Here is a 16,585-nt window from a genome sequence, read left to right as displayed (position 1 = left end):
CAGGGGGTCAGAGGCGGTCATGAGTTCTTTCTAGCCCCCTACCCTTTCGGCGCAAGAAGTTTCAACGCGGCGCGGATCAGGCCGGACGTGTCCAGCCCCGCGTCATCGCCAAGCGCCTGCGCGACGGCAGATGCGGCTTCACCGGGCGCATAGCCCAGATTGGTCAGGGCTGACAGCGCTTCGGATTGCGCCGCGGCATTGCCAGTTGGCACCGGTGCGGCGGCGGGCGCGGCTGGTGCTGTCGGTTCAATAACGACGTCATCCGGCACGGAGTCCACCGACGCTGCTTTGGTTTGCCCCGACAGCGCCATCACCGAAGCCGCCTTGTCTTTCAACTCGTTGACCACGCGCTGCGCCGTTTTGGGGCCAAGCCCCTTTGCGGCCTTCACCGCGTTCCAGTCACCCAGCGCAATGGCGCGGCTGACCCCATCCGGGCCAAGCGTGCTTAGGATCGACATCGAGGCTTTCGCGCCGATGCCCTGAACGCTGGTCAACAACCGATGCCATTCTTTTTCGACAAGAGTTGTGAAGCCAAAGAGTTGCAGATTATCCTCGCGCACCAGAAGCTCGGTGTACAGTGCAACGGCCTCACCCGGGCCGGGCAAGCTGGCCATCGTGCGATCCGAGACATAAACCAGATAGCCCACCCCGCGCACGTCGATCAGAACGTGATCTTCAGCGCGATAATCAAGACGCCCCGCGATTTTCCCGATCATGCCGATGCCTTTCTAAGCGCCGCATCCAACCGCCCTGCATTCTGGGCGTGAAAGGCATGGCAGATTGCGATCGCCAGCGCGTCTGCGGCGTCAGCCCCTGTGATCTTCACGCCCGGCAGTTGCATCTTGACCATATGCTCCACCTGCACCTTGTCGGCATGTCCGACCCCGACAACGGCTTTCTTGACCGCATTGGGCGCGTATTCCCCGATGGGCAACCCGGCTTTCGCGGGCGCCAGCAAGGCGATCCCCCGCGCCTGCCCCAGCTTCAGGGTGGCAACGGCGTCCTTGTTGACGAAGGTCTGTTCCACGGCGGCGGTTTCGGGGGCGTGCGCGGCCAGAACCTCGGACAATTGGTCATATAGCGACAACAATCGCGCTGCCAGATCACCGGTGCGCGAATGACATATCCCATTGGCCACATGCGACATCCGCGTGCCATCCGTGTCAATCACGCCCCAGCCAAGGTTTCGAAGCCCCGGATCAATGCCAATTACGCGCATGCCTTATCCTGCCCTGTCTGCTCTGACTGGTCGCTCGCTCGTTCGTGCGGCGCTCTTGTTGCGCACTGAACTAGCACGAAACGAGAACACGCACCAGACGCAATTGCGTCCTCGGTGATTCCTTCCGTTGACAAGCACCGCGCGGAAACTGAGGCTTTCGCGCCACATATCACGCCTTTGGACAGAATGTCGCGGGTCGCCAAACGTCAGTCTCAGCCTGTTTTCGACATCGAGCATCACGATTGCGACCAGTTGCAGTAAACGCATATGAGTCATGCAATTTGTGATCTTGCCGACCCGAAAAATCGGACCTAGATGCAGCTCAACACACACACGTTAATTGCCGTCATCAAACCGAGAAGGATCAGAAAAATGGCTGCTTTCGAAACGACATACATCCCTGTTAACGGTGCGTCCTTCGGCGGCCGTTTGTCCGCTGTGGTCCGCAACATCGTTGCTTCCGTCTCTGCATGGAATGACGTGCGCATGACCCGGAACGCACTGGCAAAACTGACCGACCGCGAGCTTGACGATATCGGGCTGTGCCGCGGCGACATTTCCAAGCTGTAACAACGCCACCACCAAAAAGCCCGCGCCTGTTCGGCGCGGGCTTCACGCCCCGCCCGGCCAGCGCCGTGCGGGGTTTTCTTTTTGGGCTGTTTACTCCAGCGACAATGCGACGAACCGAGGGTTGTCATCACGCCGCACCAAAAGCAGCACCGACTTGCGGCCACCATCCTTGGCGGCGTCCAGCCGTGCTTCCAGCGCAGCGATCGAATTGACGGCTTCTTGCCCCGCTTCGGCCACGACGTCACCTGCACGGATCCCTTTTTCAAAGGCCTCGCTGTCCTCATCAATATCAAGAACGACCAGCCCTTCAGCTGCTGGTGGCAATCCAAGGTCTTCACGGCGTGTATCGTCCAATTCACCCAGGGACATTCCCAACACCTTGCCTTCCGCAGGTGCCTCGGGCGCGTCATCGCTGGGGGCATCCCCCGGCGTGGCGTTGGCATCTTCACGGCGTCCAAGCGTGATTTTCAGCGTCTCGGTCTGACCTTCCCGCAGGATGACCACGCGCACGGCCTTGCCAACTGGCGCATTGCCAACAATGCGCACAAGCTCGCGGGTGTCCGTCACGTCGGTGCCATCGAAGGACAGGATGATGTCATTGGGCAGAATGCCCGCATCCTTGGCAGGGCCGTCCGGCACATCCGTGATCAACGCGCCATTGGTGCTTTCAAGTCCCAGCGCCTCGGCGATATCATCCGTGATGTCCTGAATGCGCACGCCCAGCCAGCCACGGCGGGTTTCACCGAACTCTTTCAGCTGGTCTACGACACGCTTCACGACCGCCGACGACATCGCGAACCCGATCCCGATCGAGCCGCCATTGGGGCTGAGGATCGCGGTGTTCACGCCGACCACTTCGCCATCCATATTGAACAGCGGTCCACCCGAGTTGCCCCGGTTGATCGCCGCGTCGGTCTGGATGTAGTCGTCATAGGCACCCGACAGTTCGCGGTTGCGCTGCGACACGATCCCGGCAGAAACCGAGAAGCCCTGCCCCAGCGGGTTGCCAACTGCCATCACCCAGTCCCCAACGCGCATGATGTCGCTGTCGCCAAAAGTGACGAAGGGCAGCGGCTTGTCGCTTTCGACCTTCAGGACCGCAATATCGGTATTGGGGTCGGTGCCGATCACCTTGGCGGGCAGCTCACCGCCGCCGTTGAAGAACTCGATCAGAATCTCGTCGGCGCCTTCGATGACGTGGTTGTTGGTCACGATGAACCCGTCTTCAGAGATCACGAAGCCCGAGCCCAGAGCCTGGCTGCGGCGCTGGCGCGGCGCGTTGTCATTGCCGTTCGGCCCGCCGGGCTGGTTGCGATCCAGGAAGTCGCGGAAGAAATCTTCGAACGGGCTGCCTTCGGGGATCATCGGTTGATTGCCGGTTCGTTGCGCAACAATGGTTGATGTGGTGATGTTCACCACCGCCGGGCTAACTTGTTCGGCCAGATCAGCAAAGCTGTCGGGCGCGCCACGCGCTTCGGCGCGCATGCCCGTTGCAAGGATCACAGCCAAGGCCATGATCAGCCCGACAAAAGCGCGCACGCCCCGCAATTGAATTTGGTCGGGGGAAATTGCCTGCACTTTCACACCTCTCTCCTTTCAAGAAACAGTTTCGGGCCTCGGCCCGTTGATGAATAGTCTCTAGATAGGCAGTCTAAAGCGCAACGCAAAGTTCCTGAATTAAGTTCACCGCCATGTGAACGCCTGTAATGCCGCGTGACAAGCGAAAGAGCGCCCAAATGGCGCCCCACGCCGAACCTAGCCGTAAATCGCGCGTGCCTGAGCAAAGGAAAGCAGTTGCTTGCTGTTCGTGTCCCACAGATGCAGCCGCGCGCAAGACAGGCTTTCCGCGATGGTCATCCGGTTGGCTTGCGCCAGTTCCGCGTGATCGCGCAAGACTTCGGTCAGGCGATAGAAGGGAATACGGCTGTAAAGGTGATGCACGTGGTGAATGCCGATATTGGCGCTGAACCATTGAAGCACCGGCGGCATGATGTAATGCGAGCTTCCCTCGAGGGCGGCGTCATGCAATTGCCAGTCTTCCTCGGTGCTCCAATGCGTGTCTTCGAATTGATGCTGCACATAGAACAGCCACATGCCAGCCGTGGCCGCCAGAATGGTGGTGGGCAAAAAGATCAGCAGAAGGGCCGAGAAACCGCCGAAATACCAGATCGCGACCAGCGCTGCGAGGATGGCCAGATTGGTGCCCATCGCGCTGATCCAGTATCGCGCACTGTTCATCAGACCGAACGGCAGGCGGTTTTGCAGAAGAAACAGATAGCCCGGCCCAAACCCGAACAGAATGATCGGGTTGCGATACAGCCGATACCTCAGGCGTTCGAACCGCGACAGCGCGTTGTATTCGTCCACCGTCAGGGTCACGATATCCCCGATCCCACGCTTGCCCAGATTGCCGGCCGAGCTGTGGTGGATCGAATGCGTGCGCCGCCAGACGGCATAGGGCGTCAAGGTCAGCACGCCGATCACCCGCCCCACCCAATCGCTGAGCGCGCGTTGTTTGAAAAACGCGCCGTGACCGCAATCATGTTGAATGGTGAACAGGCGCAGCAGGAACAGCGCGTTGAAGACCGAGATCGCAAACGTCAGCCAAAGACTGATCGACATTGACCACCATGCCAGCCCCCACAAAAGAACGAACGGAACGATGCTGACCGTAAGTTCAAACGCACTGCGCCACTGGTTCGGCTCGCGGTATGCGGCCAGGGTTTTCACCCAGTCCCTCGCGGATTTTGCGTCATCGGATGATTGCGGGAAGTCTGGGGTGTGTTTCATGGGCCTGCTTTTTATAGAACTGAGGCAGCGATAAACGACCTGCTCCCCATGGCAAGCAAATTATGTGAAATGGACGAAGTGACACGCATAACGCGAAGGGTAGCCAGGACCAGATCAGCCCCGCGACAGCCAGACCAACAGAACGCCAATCGCCAGCGCGACAAGCCCGATTAGCCTGCGCTGATCACGCGACATCGCGGCCATCATCGCCACCAGATCGTCCAAACGCGAAGGGGCCAGTGCGAACACCAGCCCCTCGATCACGAGCACAAGCCCGATCCCGAACACTATAGTCGAGATCACCGGCCCGTATCCGATTTCAGATAGTCAAAAAACTCGCTGTCCGGCGTCAGCACCATGGACGAGTTGCCCCCCACCAGCGAGTTTTCATAGGCTTCCAGAGACCGCAGGAAGGCATAGAATTCCGCGTCCCGACCCAGCGCATCGGCAAGAATCCCGTTGCGGCGGGCATCGGCTTCACCACGAATGATCTGCGCCTGTTTGCGCGCCTCGGACACCGTTTCCACCACGGTCCGGTCGGCGGTGGCTCGCAGACGCTGTGCGGCCTCGTTACCGCGGGCGATCTGGTCGGCGGCCAGACGCTGACGTTCGGCCCGCATCCGCTCAAACGTCGCTTCAAGGTTCTGCTTGGGCAGATCGGCACGTTTGATGCGCACGTCGATGATCTCGACCCCCAGTGACGCCGCCTGCGTGCGGGCCTGATCGCGGATCTGGTTCATCAACAGAACCCGGTCAGCAGACAGAACCGCATCGGAATTCACCTTACCCAGAACCTCGCGCAGTTCCGCGTTCAGGATCCGCTCAAGACGCGGCTGAGCCCCGGCAATCGCACTTGCGCCGACGGCTCGGCGGAACTGTCGGGCATCGGCGATCCGCCACCGGGCGAACGCGTCCACCTCAAGCCGGCGACTGTCGGCCGGGGTGACTTCAAGCTTGCTGGTTTCCAAGGGCAGGATCCGCCCGTCATATTTGACGATCTCGTGGAACACCGGGATTTTGAAATACAGACCCGGGTCGGTGATCTCGGCCTGAACTTCACCAAACAAAAGTCGCAAAGCGGTTTCGCGTTCGTCCACGATATAGACCGCCTGCAAGGCGCCGAACACCAACGCGACGAGCGCGACAAGGATGATTTGAGTGCGTTTCATCAGTTCGCCCCCCCGTCCGTTTGCGCCGGTTTGCGCGTCAATTCATTCAGCGGCAGATAGGGGACGATCCCGCTGTCACCACTGACACCTTCGTCAAGGATCACCTTGTCGACACTGCGCATCACCTTCTCGATCGTTTCAAGATAGAGCCGCTTGCGCGTGATGTCGGGGGCCTTGGCGAACTCGTCATAGACGGCGATGAAGCGCGCGGCCTCACCTTCGGCCTCATTCACCACGCGGGCGCGATAGCCTTCAGCTTCCTCAAGAAGCTGTGCCGCTTCACCCCGGGCCGCTGCGACCACGCGGTTGGCATAGGCATCCGCTTGTTTTTGCAGCGTATCGCGGGTCTGCTCGGCGGCCTGCACCTCGCGGAAACTGTCGATCACGTCCTCGGGCGGGTCGGCCCGGTCGAAGTTCACCCGAACGATGTTGACGCCCGACTGATAGGCGTCCAGCGTCGTCTGGATCAACTGCTCAAGATCCTGCTGGATGATCCCACGATCCGAGGTCAGGATCGGCGCCAGGCGCGACCGCGCGACAATCTCGCGCATCGCCGATTCAGACACGGCCCGAATGGTATTTTCCGGGTCGGCCAGGTTAAAGACGAATTTCTCAAGATCCGAGATGTTCCAGACCACCTGATAGTCGATATCGACGATATTCTCGTCCCCGGTCAGCATCAGCCCCTCGTTGGGTCCATCGCCGATATTGATGATGTTCTCGCGCGTCACGGGATAGATTTCCCTGGTGACGACCGGCCAGGGCGCAAAGTTCAAACCTTCCTGCCCCACGCCATAGCGTTCGCCGAACAGCAGCTCGACGGATTGTTCCGACGTGTCCACGCGATAGAAGCTGGCAAAGATCCAGACCGCAACCGCCACCAACGCAACCAGCAGGATCGACCCGCGCCCGAAACTCGGCCCGCCGGTGCCACCGCCATTTCCGCCGCTGCGGCCTTTGTCGCCCCGACCACCCATCAGGACACGCAACTGCTCCTGACCTTTTTTCATCAGCTCATCAATCTCGGGCATTTGCGGTTGATTTTTTCCGCCACGGTTGCCGCCACCGTTCGAGGGGGGACGCCCACCAGAGCCGCCACGGTTTCCACCGCCGCCCCAGGGACCGCCATTATCGCTGGCCATGTGGTCCTATTCCTTCCAGGTTAATGGTTTCGTCGTCATACCTGACCCTTTGCGGGCCGGATTTCAAGGCAAAGGGCGCGCGATGCGCCCTGTTTTGAGTTGAATTTCCGGTGCATTCGCGTTTCGGCCCCCAATGGGGACTTAGTCACTGCGCGTGGGTGACTTCATCAGCACGACTTCTTCCGACATGGTTGGATGAACCGCCACGGTTCGGTCGAAATCGGCCTTGGTCACACCCATCTTCACCGCGATGGCAGCCAGTTGGATCATCTCGCCTGCCCCGTCGCCCACAATGTGACAGCCCAGAACCTTCTGTGTTTTCTGACTGACGACCAGCTTGAACAGCACCCGTTCATTCACCCCGATGAAACTTTTCTGCATCGGTCGAAATGCTGCGCTGTAGACGTCGATTTTCTCTTGCGCGCGGGCGTCTTCTTCGGACAGACCAACTGTGCCGTATTCCGGCTGGGTGAACACGGCCGATGCGACGTTTTCATGATCTGGCTTCGTTGGGTTGCCGTTGAACACCGTTTCGACAAACGCAATCCCTTCGCGGATCGCGACCGGAGTTAACGCGATCCGGTTCGTCACGTCGCCCACTGCATAGATCGACGGCACGGTTGACTGGCTATAGTCATCCACCACCACTTCGCCGCCACGGCCCAGCTTGACGCCGACTTCTTCCAATCCCAGCCCATCGGTGTTGGGCACCCGTCCAGTTGCAAACAGCACCTGGTCGAATATCTCTTCGCGCCCGTCTGTGCCCTTGACCCAAATGCCATCCTCGCGCTGCTCCATGCGTTCGACTTCAAGCCCGACATGCAAATCGACGCCACGCTCGTGGATATGCTCGGCCAGAAAACCCCGCACCTCGTCGTCAAAGCCGCGCAGGATTTGCGCGCCGCGATACCATTGGGCAACATGCGCGCCCAGCCCATTGAAGATACAGGCGAATTCACAGGCGATATAGCCGCCGCCAACGATCAGTATCCGCTTGGGAAAAACTTCCAGATTGAAGACTTCATTCGACGTGATGCCCAATTCCTGCGCGCCGGGCGTGTCTGGCAGGAAAGGCCGCCCGCCGGTTGCCACAAGGATATGCTTGGCCGAGAAGGTCTCGCCCGTCGACAGCTCGACCGTGTGAGCATCCTTGATGGTCGCCCGTGCGTGATAGATGTCGGCACCCGAGTTGCCCAGGTTCTTGGTATAGATCCCCTCCAACCGTTCAAGTTCGGCATGAAGCGCCGGTCGGAACGTGCCCGCCCAGTCGAAATCACCCCGCGCGTTGCCCTGCCAGCCATAGGCGCGGGCCGCGTCGGCAGCCGGACCAAACTGCGAGGCAAAGACCATCAGCTTTTTCGGCACACAACCCCGGATGACACAGGTGCCACCCATGCGAAATTCCTCTGCCAGCGCAACCTTGGCGCCACCTTCGGCCGCAACACGGCCAGCACGCACGCCGCCTGATCCGCCACCGATCACAAAGAGGTCGTAGTCAAATCCGCTCATATCCATTTGCCTTTCCCATCCCACATTACGGCCACGGCCAGATTGGCCCTGCGTACTTGTGCATACATCACGTTGCGGCAGAAGCTATGGGCTACGCCGCCAGACTTCCAGAGCCGGAAATGTCACATGGTTCACGTTTGCGCGTGCCGGGGCACGCAGGGGCGTCAGATATCCGCGAAGATATTCGCGCTGTCGGCAAACTCGATCCGCTCTTCCTCGTGGGTGCCTTCGTTGATGTCGATCACTTCCACCCGGCCATCGCCATGGCCGATGACAACCGCATCGCAGATATCGATGAACAACCCGTTTTCGACCACCCCCGGCACCTGATTCAGCACCATGGACAGTTTGCGGGGGTCCTGAATGCGCTTCAGATGCAGGTCGATAACATGATTTCCCTCGTCCGTGACAAACGGCACGCCGCCCTTTTCACGCAGGATAGCCTTGCTGTCCAATACATCCATCGCCGCCAGCAGCTCTTCCACCAACCCCTTGGTGGCTTGCAGGCCGAAGGGAATGACCTCGATCGGAAGAGGGAACGCCCCCAGCACATCAACGCCCTTGGTCGGGTCGGCGATGACCACCATCCGATCAGACGCCGTGGCGACAATTTTTTCCTGCAGATGCGCACCGCCGCCACCCTTGATCAGACACAGGTCCGGGTCGTATTCGTCGGTGCCATCAATGGTCAAATCCAGCCACTTCGCGGCATCCAGTGTCGTGACCTCGATCCCCACCTGCCGCGCCAGCTCGGCGGTTCGGGTGCTGGTTGGAACTCCGGTAATCTTCAAGCCTTCGCTGCGCACCCGCTCGCCCAGGCAGCGCACCATCCATGCGGCGGTAGACCCTGTGCCAAGCCCGACACGCATACCGTCTTCGACATACTGAACCGCCCGCTTGGCAGCGACGAATTTGGCGGTATCAATGGGTGACAGTTCTCCGGACATGGCAGCGATTCCCCTTGTGGCGCATGTTTCGAGTTGCCAGCGTTATAAAACGCATGGTCCAGACTGGCGAGGGGGGAACGCCGCTCAGCGCCGATTTTCGCCACATGATCCACCATCGCGTCGCCGGGTGGACATTCGCCCCGGCATCACCCAATGCTGGCGCAACGGATTTCCGGCAAGGGCTGCACTCGTCGTATGAGCAGATATGTCTATATTGTGTTGGGTTGGAGCGCGGTGGCACTGGGGCTGATCGGGGTCATCCTGCCGGTTTTGCCCACGACGCCCTTTCTGCTGGTCGCCGCCTTCGCCTTTGGCAAGGGCAGCCCGAAAGCACGGGCGTGGCTGATCGACCACGCCCATTTTGGCCCCGCGATCAAAGATTGGGAGGAGCGCGGCGCGATCTCCCGGCGGGCAAAAACACTCGCGACCTTCATGATGGCGCTGGTATTCATCCTGTCACTGATCCTTGGCGCACCCCCTTTGGTCTTGCTGGCACAGGCAATCCTGATGGGTTCGGGGGCAGCATTCGTGTTGACCCGACCGGACTGACGCAAAATGTGTCGTTTTTACACGGACACGGTGCTGTGAAATGATCAATCTGATCCAAGTCTAAATCGCGCGAGGTCACAATGTTCCTGTCTGTCTTTGACATGTTCAAAATCGGGGTCGGCCCCAGTTCATCCCACACCATGGGCCCGATGGTGGCCGGCGGGCGTTTTCTGGACCACCTGCGCGCCCAGCCTTTCAAGGTGCACGGGTTGCGCGCCTCGCTACACGGGTCGCTGGCCTTTACCGGTGTCGGCCACGCCACCGACCGGGCCACCATTCTTGGGCTGGCCGGTTTTCTGCCCGACAGCTATGACCACGCCCGCGCCGAAGCCACCCTGGCCGAGATCAACCGCACAGGCACGGTCAGCCCCGAAGGGCTGGGCACCCTTGCCTTTGTCCCCAAGACCGACCTGATCTTTGATTACGAAACGCCCCTGCCCGGCCACGCCAACGGGATGCAACTTATGGCGACTGACGCTCAGGGCGACGTGGTGGTGCGCGAGACCTATTATTCCATCGGTGGCGGCTTTGTCGTGACCGAAGCTGAACAGGCGCGCGAGGCTGTGATGGACGCGCGCGACGCCAAGCGGCACCCCTATCCGTTCGAGACCGCAGCCCAGATGCTGGAAATGGCGCGCGAGTCCGGCAAAACCATCGCCGAGATGAAACGCGCGAACGAGTTGGAACATATGGGACCGAACGCGCTGGCCGAGGGGCTGGACCGGATATGGGCGGTGATGAACGACTGCATCGACCGCGGGTTGTCCGAAGATGGCATTCTGCCCGGTGGACTTCTGGTGCGCCGCCGCGCCAAGGCGATCCACGACAGTCTTATGGCGGAACAGGGCATGAACCTGTCGGCCCCGCACATCATCAACGACTGGATGAGCGTCTATGCCATGGCCGTAAACGAAGAAAACGCCGCTGGCGGTCAGGTTGTCACCAGCCCGACCAATGGCGCGGCGGGGGTGCTGCCTGCGGTGGTTCGTTACTGGCTGAACCACGTGCCCGGCGCAGTGCCGTCCCGCGTGCACGAGTTTCTTCTGACCGCATCGGCAATCGGCGGGATCGTGAAACACAACGCGTCGATTTCGGGCGCCGAAGCGGGCTGTCAGGCCGAGGTGGGATCGGCCAGCGCCATGGCCGCCGCCGGGTTGTGCGCCGTTATGGGCGGCACACCGATGCAGATCGAAAACGCCGCCGAGATCGCGTTGGAACATCACTTGGGCCTGACCTGCGACCCGGTGCGCGGGCTGGTGCAGGTGCCCTGCATTGAGCGCAACGGACTGGGTGCGATCAAGGCGATCTCTGCCGCTTCACTGGCGTTGCGAGGCGATGGAACGCATCTTGTGCCGCTGGACGCCTGCATCAAGACGATGTTCGAAACCGGGCAGGACATGTCGGAAAAGTATAAAGAGACGTCCTTGGGCGGTTTGGCCGTGAACGTCCCCAACTGCTAGGTCTCAGGCGGGGTCAGAACCGCGATGGCATCGGTCAGATGGGCGCGCGGCAGGATGATCAGAAGCCCCGCGCCATCCGCCGCGACGGTGACCTTCGGCGCGTTGGTTTCGTTGGACGTGCCGATCATGCCCCAGGGCGACATCTCAAGATCCTCGACCGGCCAGACCAGCCCGGTCGCCCGCACCTTGACCCGCGCCATGGGGAACAGCGAAAACCGCGTGCCGACGGGCAGCGACATCTGAAGCGGGCGGTTCAGGTGAAAACAGATATCCACCTCGCCCACTAGGATGACCCGTTTTTCCGGCAACCGCACCAACGTATTATAACACGCCAGTTCGTGATCCAGCCGCTTACCCATGAATCCGACGCCCAGAACAACCGGCGCGTCGATCAGATCAAGCGTTTTGTGAAAATCGGTGCGATTCTGATCGGGGGTTTCAACAAACCGATCTGCCCCGATCACCTTGCGGGCCCGATCTGACACGGAATCCATGTCACCTGCCACGATCACCGGAACATGCCCCATATCCAGCGCCTGATCCGCGCCGCCATCGGCCGCCACAAGCTCTGGCGCAAGGCTTAGACAATGCGTCAGTGTCGCGGGTTCAACGGCTCCTCCGCCCAGCAAAGTCACATTGTGGGAAAATTGACGAAAATATCTCATTATGGACACAATTGTCTCCCAATCTGATTTTATGAACGGTTTAGTCCGGAAAAAATGCCGTGTTTTTCACGGCTTTGTTTAAGTTCCCGGAACGATGTAGGATGGTGTATACCTGCGCAGTTTCGGAGGAGAAAGTGAGTTATCAATGGTGAGCAACAGCAAAATCCTCACTGTATCCTATGGCACTTTTTCGTGCACGCTTGAGGGATTCGACGAGCCATTTGGCACCATGAAGTCCATTGCGGAGTATTTTCGTGATCTGGCAGCGGATGACCGCTATTTCGGGGCAGAACCGCCCACGCCGGACGCCGAAGTGCTGCACCGCATCGCCGAACGTGAAATTCAGCAGCGTGTTCAGGCCCGTGTGGAAGATGACGGTGTGGTTCTGCGCCAGGAAGGCTCGGCCCTGCCAGCCGTAACCAAGACCGGTGCAACGCTGGTGGCCGGACAGGCACTTCTGGATGGCAGCGCGGAAGATCAGCCTGCTGCCCCGGAAGAAGATGTTGCCGAGGTTGACGCAACTGAACCGAAAGCTGAACAACCTGATGAAACCGCCCCGGCTGAAGAGGCGGCATCTGAAGAAATTCAGACATCGGCCGAACAGGACGCAGACCAACCGGTCGCCGAAGACGGCAGCGATGACACCGATAACTTCGAACATATGGCGGAAGAAGCCGCCACCCACGCCCCTGTCGAGCTGGACGACGACAGCGCCGGGGCAAAGCTGGAGCGTATCCGCGCGGTTGCTGACGTTAGCAATCTGGATGATTATTCCGACGACCCGGATGCCGAGCCGTTCTATGACACCGAGCAAGACGCCGCGACAGAGGACAACACCGCCGAAACCGCTGCTGTGACGGAAGCGGCTGAAGCGGTGGACACATCCGAAGAAGCGTCCGCCGATGACGGCCCGACTGATGGTCCGTTGGTTCTGTCCGCCGAGGCCAGTGTTCCTGCTGACACGGATGAGGATGTCGATGCCATTCTGTCCCAGATGAACGCTCAAAGCGATCAGGCGGATGACGACGCTGCCAAGTCGAACGCAAGTTATGATGATGAAGACGGTTCTGATCTGGATATCGAAGTCGGCGTCAGCAACCTTCTGGAAAACTCCTTCGACGACGAGCCCGAGCCGCTGCGCCCGGTCAACCGTGTCGTGCGCGTCAAACGGATGCGGCGTGAAGATGGGGTCGAAGAACTGACCGTCACCCCGAAAGAGGTGGAAGACGCGACCGTTCTGGATTCGGACGATGCAGAACAGGGCCAAGGCGATCAAGATGACAGCGAACAGGACGATCATTCGACCCTGAAACTGCTGAACATGATCGACCACGAGGTCAAAACCGAAGCGCGCCGCGAACGTCGCGAACAGGTGTTTGACAACGGCGCTGCCGATCAAAGCGATGAGACGCTGAACCGTATTCTTGCCGAAACAAATGACAAGATGGACAGCCAGGAGGCCTCGCGCCGCCGTAACTCGATCGAGCACCTGAAAGCCGCCGTGCAGGCAAAACGTGCGGATGAAGACGCGGGTGCAGTCGATATCGACGAGCACGAAGAAGATCCGTATCGCGAAGACCTTGCCCGCGCTGTGCGCCCGAAACGCCCGGAAAACACCGAGGCAAAAGGTGGCTCACTGCGCATGGCCCCGCTGGTTCTGGTGTCAGAACAGCGCGTGGATGGCGTTCAGAATGCCGATGACGACGTGGACACCAACACCAAAGGCAACAAAGCCGTGCGCATCGTGCGTCCGCGCCGCGTCGGCCGCAAACCCGGCAGCAAAGCCGAAACCGTCGCTGGACAGTCTGCTGTCGACAGCGGTGGCATAACGATCGGTGCCGTCTCGGCCGATCCTTCGCAGGATGGCTTTGCGTCTTACGTAAACGGGGCCGATGCGTCGGACATGACGGGCTTGATGGAAGCCGCAGCCAACTATGCCAGCAAGGTGCAGGGACTGCCGCAATTCAGCCGCCCGCATGTGATGCGGTTGGTTGTCGGGCTGAACGTCAATGGCGGCATCTCGCGCGAAGAGGCCCTGCGTGCCTTCGGTCGCCTGTTGCGCGAAGGTCGTATTCGCAAGATTGCACCGGGCCGCTTTGCCCTGGCAGAAGGCCAGGACACCGATGAAAGCGGGCGTCAGTCAGCCTGAACCGCTCAAATTTAAGACAAAAAGCACGGCCCATTCGGGTCGTGCTTTTTTGTATTTACCATACGTAGATATTGCGATGTTAGTTTTTGGGACCACGCTTCTGCTGTGGCGTATCCAGCGGGTCGCGCGGATAGCTGTCTGGGTCAGCGTCCGGGTCAGGCTTGCCCACACCCAGAAACACCCTGCGCAGCGGGATCATCCACAGAAAACCCAGCACGACATAAACCAGCAATTCCAGCAGGATCGGCGGGCGGTCGAACAGGCTGACCACCTTTACTGCCACCAGGATATAAAGCGGCAGACCGACCAGAAGAACCAGCAAAGACAGACGCTTACGTGCTTTATAGCTCAGTGCCATTGCGCCCCCAATCAATCCGCAAACGGGTCGGTAACAAGGATCGTGTCGTCACGCTCGGGGCTGGTGGACAGAAGGGCAACGGGGCAGTCAATCAGCTCTTCCACGCGTTTCACATATTTGATCGCGTTGGCGGGCAGGTCGTTCCAGCTGCGTGCGCCTTCCGTGGTTTCCGACCAGCCGGGCATTTCCTCATAGATCGGCGTGCAGCGGGCCTGTTCGTTTTCGGCGGTCGGCAGGTAATCCATCCGCTTGCCGTCCAACTCGTATCCGACACAGATTTTCAGGGTTTCGAACCCGTCCAGCACGTCGAGCTTGGTCAGCGAGATGCCAGACACACCCGATGTGGCACAGGTCTGGCGCACAAGGGCCGCATCAAACCAGCCACAACGGCGTTGCCGCCCGGTCGTGGTGCCAAACTCATGTCCGCGTGTGCCCAGACGTTCCCCATCAGCATCCGGGGTTCCGTCGGCGTTCAAAAGTTCGGTCGGGAAAGGGCCCTCGCCCACCCGCGTGGTGTAGGCCTTCACGATGCCCAGCACATAGTCGATCGAGCCGGGGCCGATCCCCACACCCGTGGCCGCCTGCCCCGCAATCACGTTCGAGGACGTGACGAACGGATAGGTGCCAAAGTCGATGTCCAGAAGCGCGCCTTGCGCCCCTTCGAACAGAATACGTTTGCCGGCCTTGCGTTTCTCGTTCAGCACTTTCCAGACAGGGGCTGCGAAGCGCAGGATTTTCGGGGCGACCTCTTTCAGTTGCGCGATCAGGGCGTCACGATCAATCGGGTCGATCCCCAAGCCCTTGCGCAGCGGGTCATGGTGTTGAAGCGCGCGATCCACGCGGGTTTCAAGGGTGACCTCGTCCGCCAGATCGGCGACACGGATCGCCCGGCGCCCCACCTTGTCTTCGTAGCACGGGCCGATGCCGCGCCCGGTGGTCCCGATCTTGGTGCCCTTGGATGCCGCCTCTTCCCGCGCGCGATCCAGTTCGCCGTGAAACGGCAGGATTAGCGGCGTGTTCTCGGCGATCATCAGCGTCTCGGGCGAAATCTCGACCCCTTGCCCGGTGATCGTTTCGATCTCGTTCAGCAGATGCCAAGGGTCCAGAACAACCCCGTTGCCGATCACCGACAGCTTGCCACCGCGCACAACGCCCGAGGGCAATGCGTGCAGTTTATAGACCTTGCCTTCCACGACCAGCGTGTGGCCCGCGTTATGGCCGCCCTGAAAGCGCGCGATCACATCGGCACGTTCGCTGAGCCAGTCAACGATCTTGCCCTTTCCTTCATCGCCCCACTGGGCACCTACGACGACTACATTGGCCATGATCTTTTTCCTGTCTCAAAGAAAACCCGTTAGGGTCATAGCCGCACATGCCCTTGTGTGAAACCCGTAATCCGCATGGGATCCGAGAAACGCGGAAACGAAATGCATATTGAAGCCCGGCGCTTCTTGCACCCCTTCGGCTTTTCCCCTACATAGCGCCGCAGATCGAACGAACCCCCAACCACGGAAGCGTCCCTTATGGAAAACGTCATCCTCGTCATTCACCTGATCCTGGCCCTTGGCCTGATTGGGATCGTGCTTTTGCAGCGCTCGGAAGGCGGCGGATTGGGCATCGGTGGTGGCGGCGGCGGTGGCGTAATGTCTTCACGCGGGGTGGCCACGGCTCTGGGCAAGCTGACCTGGGTTTTCGCGATCGCTTTTCTCTGCACCTCGATCACTTTGACCGTGATTGCGGCAAAGAACTCGGCTGACAGCTCGGTGGTTGACGCGCTGGGGATTGAAGCCCCCGCCGCTGACGGTGCCGCAGACCCTGATGCACCCGCTGCGCCGGATGTCACAGACCTGCTGCCGCCGACCAGCGCGGACGACAGCCTGACCCCGCCGCGCGCGGACTGATACCCACAACACCTTGAGGCAGGGCGGATTTCCCGCCCCATCATCTTGCGATCTGGTTGCGCGGGGAACCGGAATCGATTATATCTTTAATCCCGTGGACAGCGGATTCGCCGGGGCCTTTTCTATGGCCGCGCGCAGGGTTCGAAAGCCAATATTC

At 60.2% G+C, this 16,585-nt stretch carries 17 protein-coding genes; 5 read left to right on the top strand and 12 right to left on the bottom strand.

The features are described 5' to 3' along the window. Nucleotides 1–38 precede the first annotated feature (38 nt). Complete coding sequence (gene ruvA / locus J3R80_RS15360) at nt 39–716, bottom strand: Holliday junction branch migration protein RuvA (RefSeq protein ID WP_275394673.1); 678 nt, start codon at nt 714–716, stop codon at nt 39–41. After that, nucleotides 713–1,219: a crossover junction endodeoxyribonuclease RuvC gene (gene ruvC / locus J3R80_RS15355; protein WP_275394672.1), complete on the bottom strand. Its 507-nt coding sequence runs from the start codon at nt 1,217–1,219 to the stop codon at nt 713–715. Before ruvC ends, ruvA begins: the two co-directional genes overlap by 4 nt. Before the next feature lie 372 nt (nt 1,220–1,591). Here ruvC and J3R80_RS15350 point away from each other — a divergent pair, with 372 nt between their 5' ends. Then, nucleotides 1,592–1,789: a DUF1127 domain-containing protein gene (locus J3R80_RS15350; protein WP_275394671.1), complete on the top strand. Its 198-nt coding sequence runs from the start codon at nt 1,592–1,594 to the stop codon at nt 1,787–1,789. 90 nt (nt 1,790–1,879) lie between these two features. Here J3R80_RS15350 and J3R80_RS15345 read toward each other — a convergent pair whose 3' ends face one another. The 7 genes from J3R80_RS15345 to rpiA form a co-directional block, all read right to left on the bottom strand. Further along, a complete protein-coding gene (locus tag J3R80_RS15345) occupies nt 1,880–3,304 on the bottom strand; it encodes a Do family serine endopeptidase (protein WP_275394715.1) in 1,425 nt (474 codons plus the stop codon). Between the two features lie 240 nt (nt 3,305–3,544). Then, a complete protein-coding gene (locus tag J3R80_RS15340; RefSeq protein ID WP_275394670.1) occupies nt 3,545–4,579 on the bottom strand; it encodes a fatty acid desaturase in 1,035 nt (344 codons plus the stop codon). 114 nt (nt 4,580–4,693) lie between these two features. Further along, on the bottom strand, nt 4,694–4,879 hold the full coding sequence (locus J3R80_RS15335; protein WP_275394714.1) for a DUF2065 domain-containing protein: 186 nt from the start codon (nt 4,877–4,879) through the stop codon (nt 4,694–4,696). Then, on the bottom strand, nt 4,879–5,748 hold the full coding sequence (gene hflC / locus J3R80_RS15330; protein ID WP_275394669.1) for a protease modulator HflC: 870 nt from the start codon (nt 5,746–5,748) through the stop codon (nt 4,879–4,881). Before hflC ends, J3R80_RS15335 begins: the two co-directional genes overlap by 1 nt. Then, nucleotides 5,748–6,890, bottom strand: a complete 1,143-nt coding sequence (gene hflK, locus J3R80_RS15325; protein WP_275394668.1) for an FtsH protease activity modulator HflK — start codon at nt 6,888–6,890, stop codon at nt 5,748–5,750. The genes hflC and hflK overlap by 1 nt, the downstream gene beginning before the upstream one ends. Nucleotides 6,891–7,031: 141 nt before the next feature. Next, nucleotides 7,032–8,399, bottom strand: coding sequence for a glutathione-disulfide reductase (gene gor / locus J3R80_RS15320; protein ID WP_275394667.1), 1,368 nt, complete (start codon nt 8,397–8,399; stop codon nt 7,032–7,034). Between the two features lie 164 nt (nt 8,400–8,563). Next, the gene (gene rpiA / locus J3R80_RS15315; RefSeq protein WP_275394666.1) at nt 8,564–9,346 is read right to left on the bottom strand and encodes a ribose-5-phosphate isomerase RpiA; all 783 of its coding nucleotides are present in this window, start codon (nt 9,344–9,346) and stop codon (nt 8,564–8,566) included. A 195-nt stretch (nt 9,347–9,541) separates the two neighbouring features. Between rpiA and J3R80_RS15310 the strand changes: the two genes are divergently transcribed. Both J3R80_RS15310 and J3R80_RS15305 read left to right on the top strand, forming a co-directional pair. Then, the gene (locus J3R80_RS15310; protein ID WP_275394665.1) at nt 9,542–9,895 is read left to right on the top strand and encodes a YbaN family protein; all 354 of its coding nucleotides are present in this window, start codon (nt 9,542–9,544) and stop codon (nt 9,893–9,895) included. Between the two features lie 80 nt (nt 9,896–9,975). Next, nucleotides 9,976–11,355, top strand: coding sequence for an L-serine ammonia-lyase (locus J3R80_RS15305; protein WP_275394664.1), 1,380 nt, complete (start codon nt 9,976–9,978; stop codon nt 11,353–11,355). Here J3R80_RS15305 and J3R80_RS15300 read toward each other — a convergent pair. Further along, nucleotides 11,352–12,020 carry a thiamine diphosphokinase gene (locus tag J3R80_RS15300; protein WP_275394663.1) on the bottom strand — a complete coding sequence of 223 codons (669 nt, stop codon included), beginning with the start codon at nt 12,018–12,020 and terminating at the stop codon, nt 11,352–11,354. The genes J3R80_RS15305 and J3R80_RS15300 overlap by 4 nt on opposite strands. A 229-nt stretch (nt 12,021–12,249) precedes the next feature. Between J3R80_RS15300 and J3R80_RS15295 the strand changes: the two genes are divergently transcribed. Continuing rightward, a complete protein-coding gene (locus tag J3R80_RS15295; RefSeq protein WP_275394662.1) occupies nt 12,250–14,169 on the top strand; it encodes a hypothetical protein in 1,920 nt (639 codons plus the stop codon). Between the two features lie 79 nt (nt 14,170–14,248). On the opposite strand, the gene J3R80_RS15290 is transcribed toward J3R80_RS15295, so the two are convergent. Further along, nucleotides 14,249–14,527, bottom strand: coding sequence for a DUF2842 domain-containing protein (locus tag J3R80_RS15290; RefSeq protein ID WP_275394661.1), 279 nt, complete (start codon nt 14,525–14,527; stop codon nt 14,249–14,251). Between the two features lie 11 nt (nt 14,528–14,538). Then, nucleotides 14,539–15,852: an adenylosuccinate synthase gene (locus tag J3R80_RS15285; protein WP_275394660.1), complete on the bottom strand. Its 1,314-nt coding sequence runs from the start codon at nt 15,850–15,852 to the stop codon at nt 14,539–14,541. 198 nt (nt 15,853–16,050) lie between these two features. On the opposite strand from J3R80_RS15285, the gene secG reads away from it, so the two are divergent. Beyond that, entirely contained in the window at nt 16,051–16,428 is a 378-nt protein-coding gene (gene secG / locus J3R80_RS15280; RefSeq protein WP_275394659.1) for a preprotein translocase subunit SecG, read from the top strand. Nucleotides 16,429–16,585: the final 157 nt, after the last annotated feature.

Source organism: Aliiroseovarius sp. Z3 (assembly GCF_029105185.1).
Taxonomy (GTDB): domain Bacteria; phylum Pseudomonadota; class Alphaproteobacteria; order Rhodobacterales; family Rhodobacteraceae; genus Aliiroseovarius.
The sequence above is the reverse complement of the archived record's forward strand: the minus strand, read 5'-3'. Positions and strand labels throughout refer to the sequence as shown.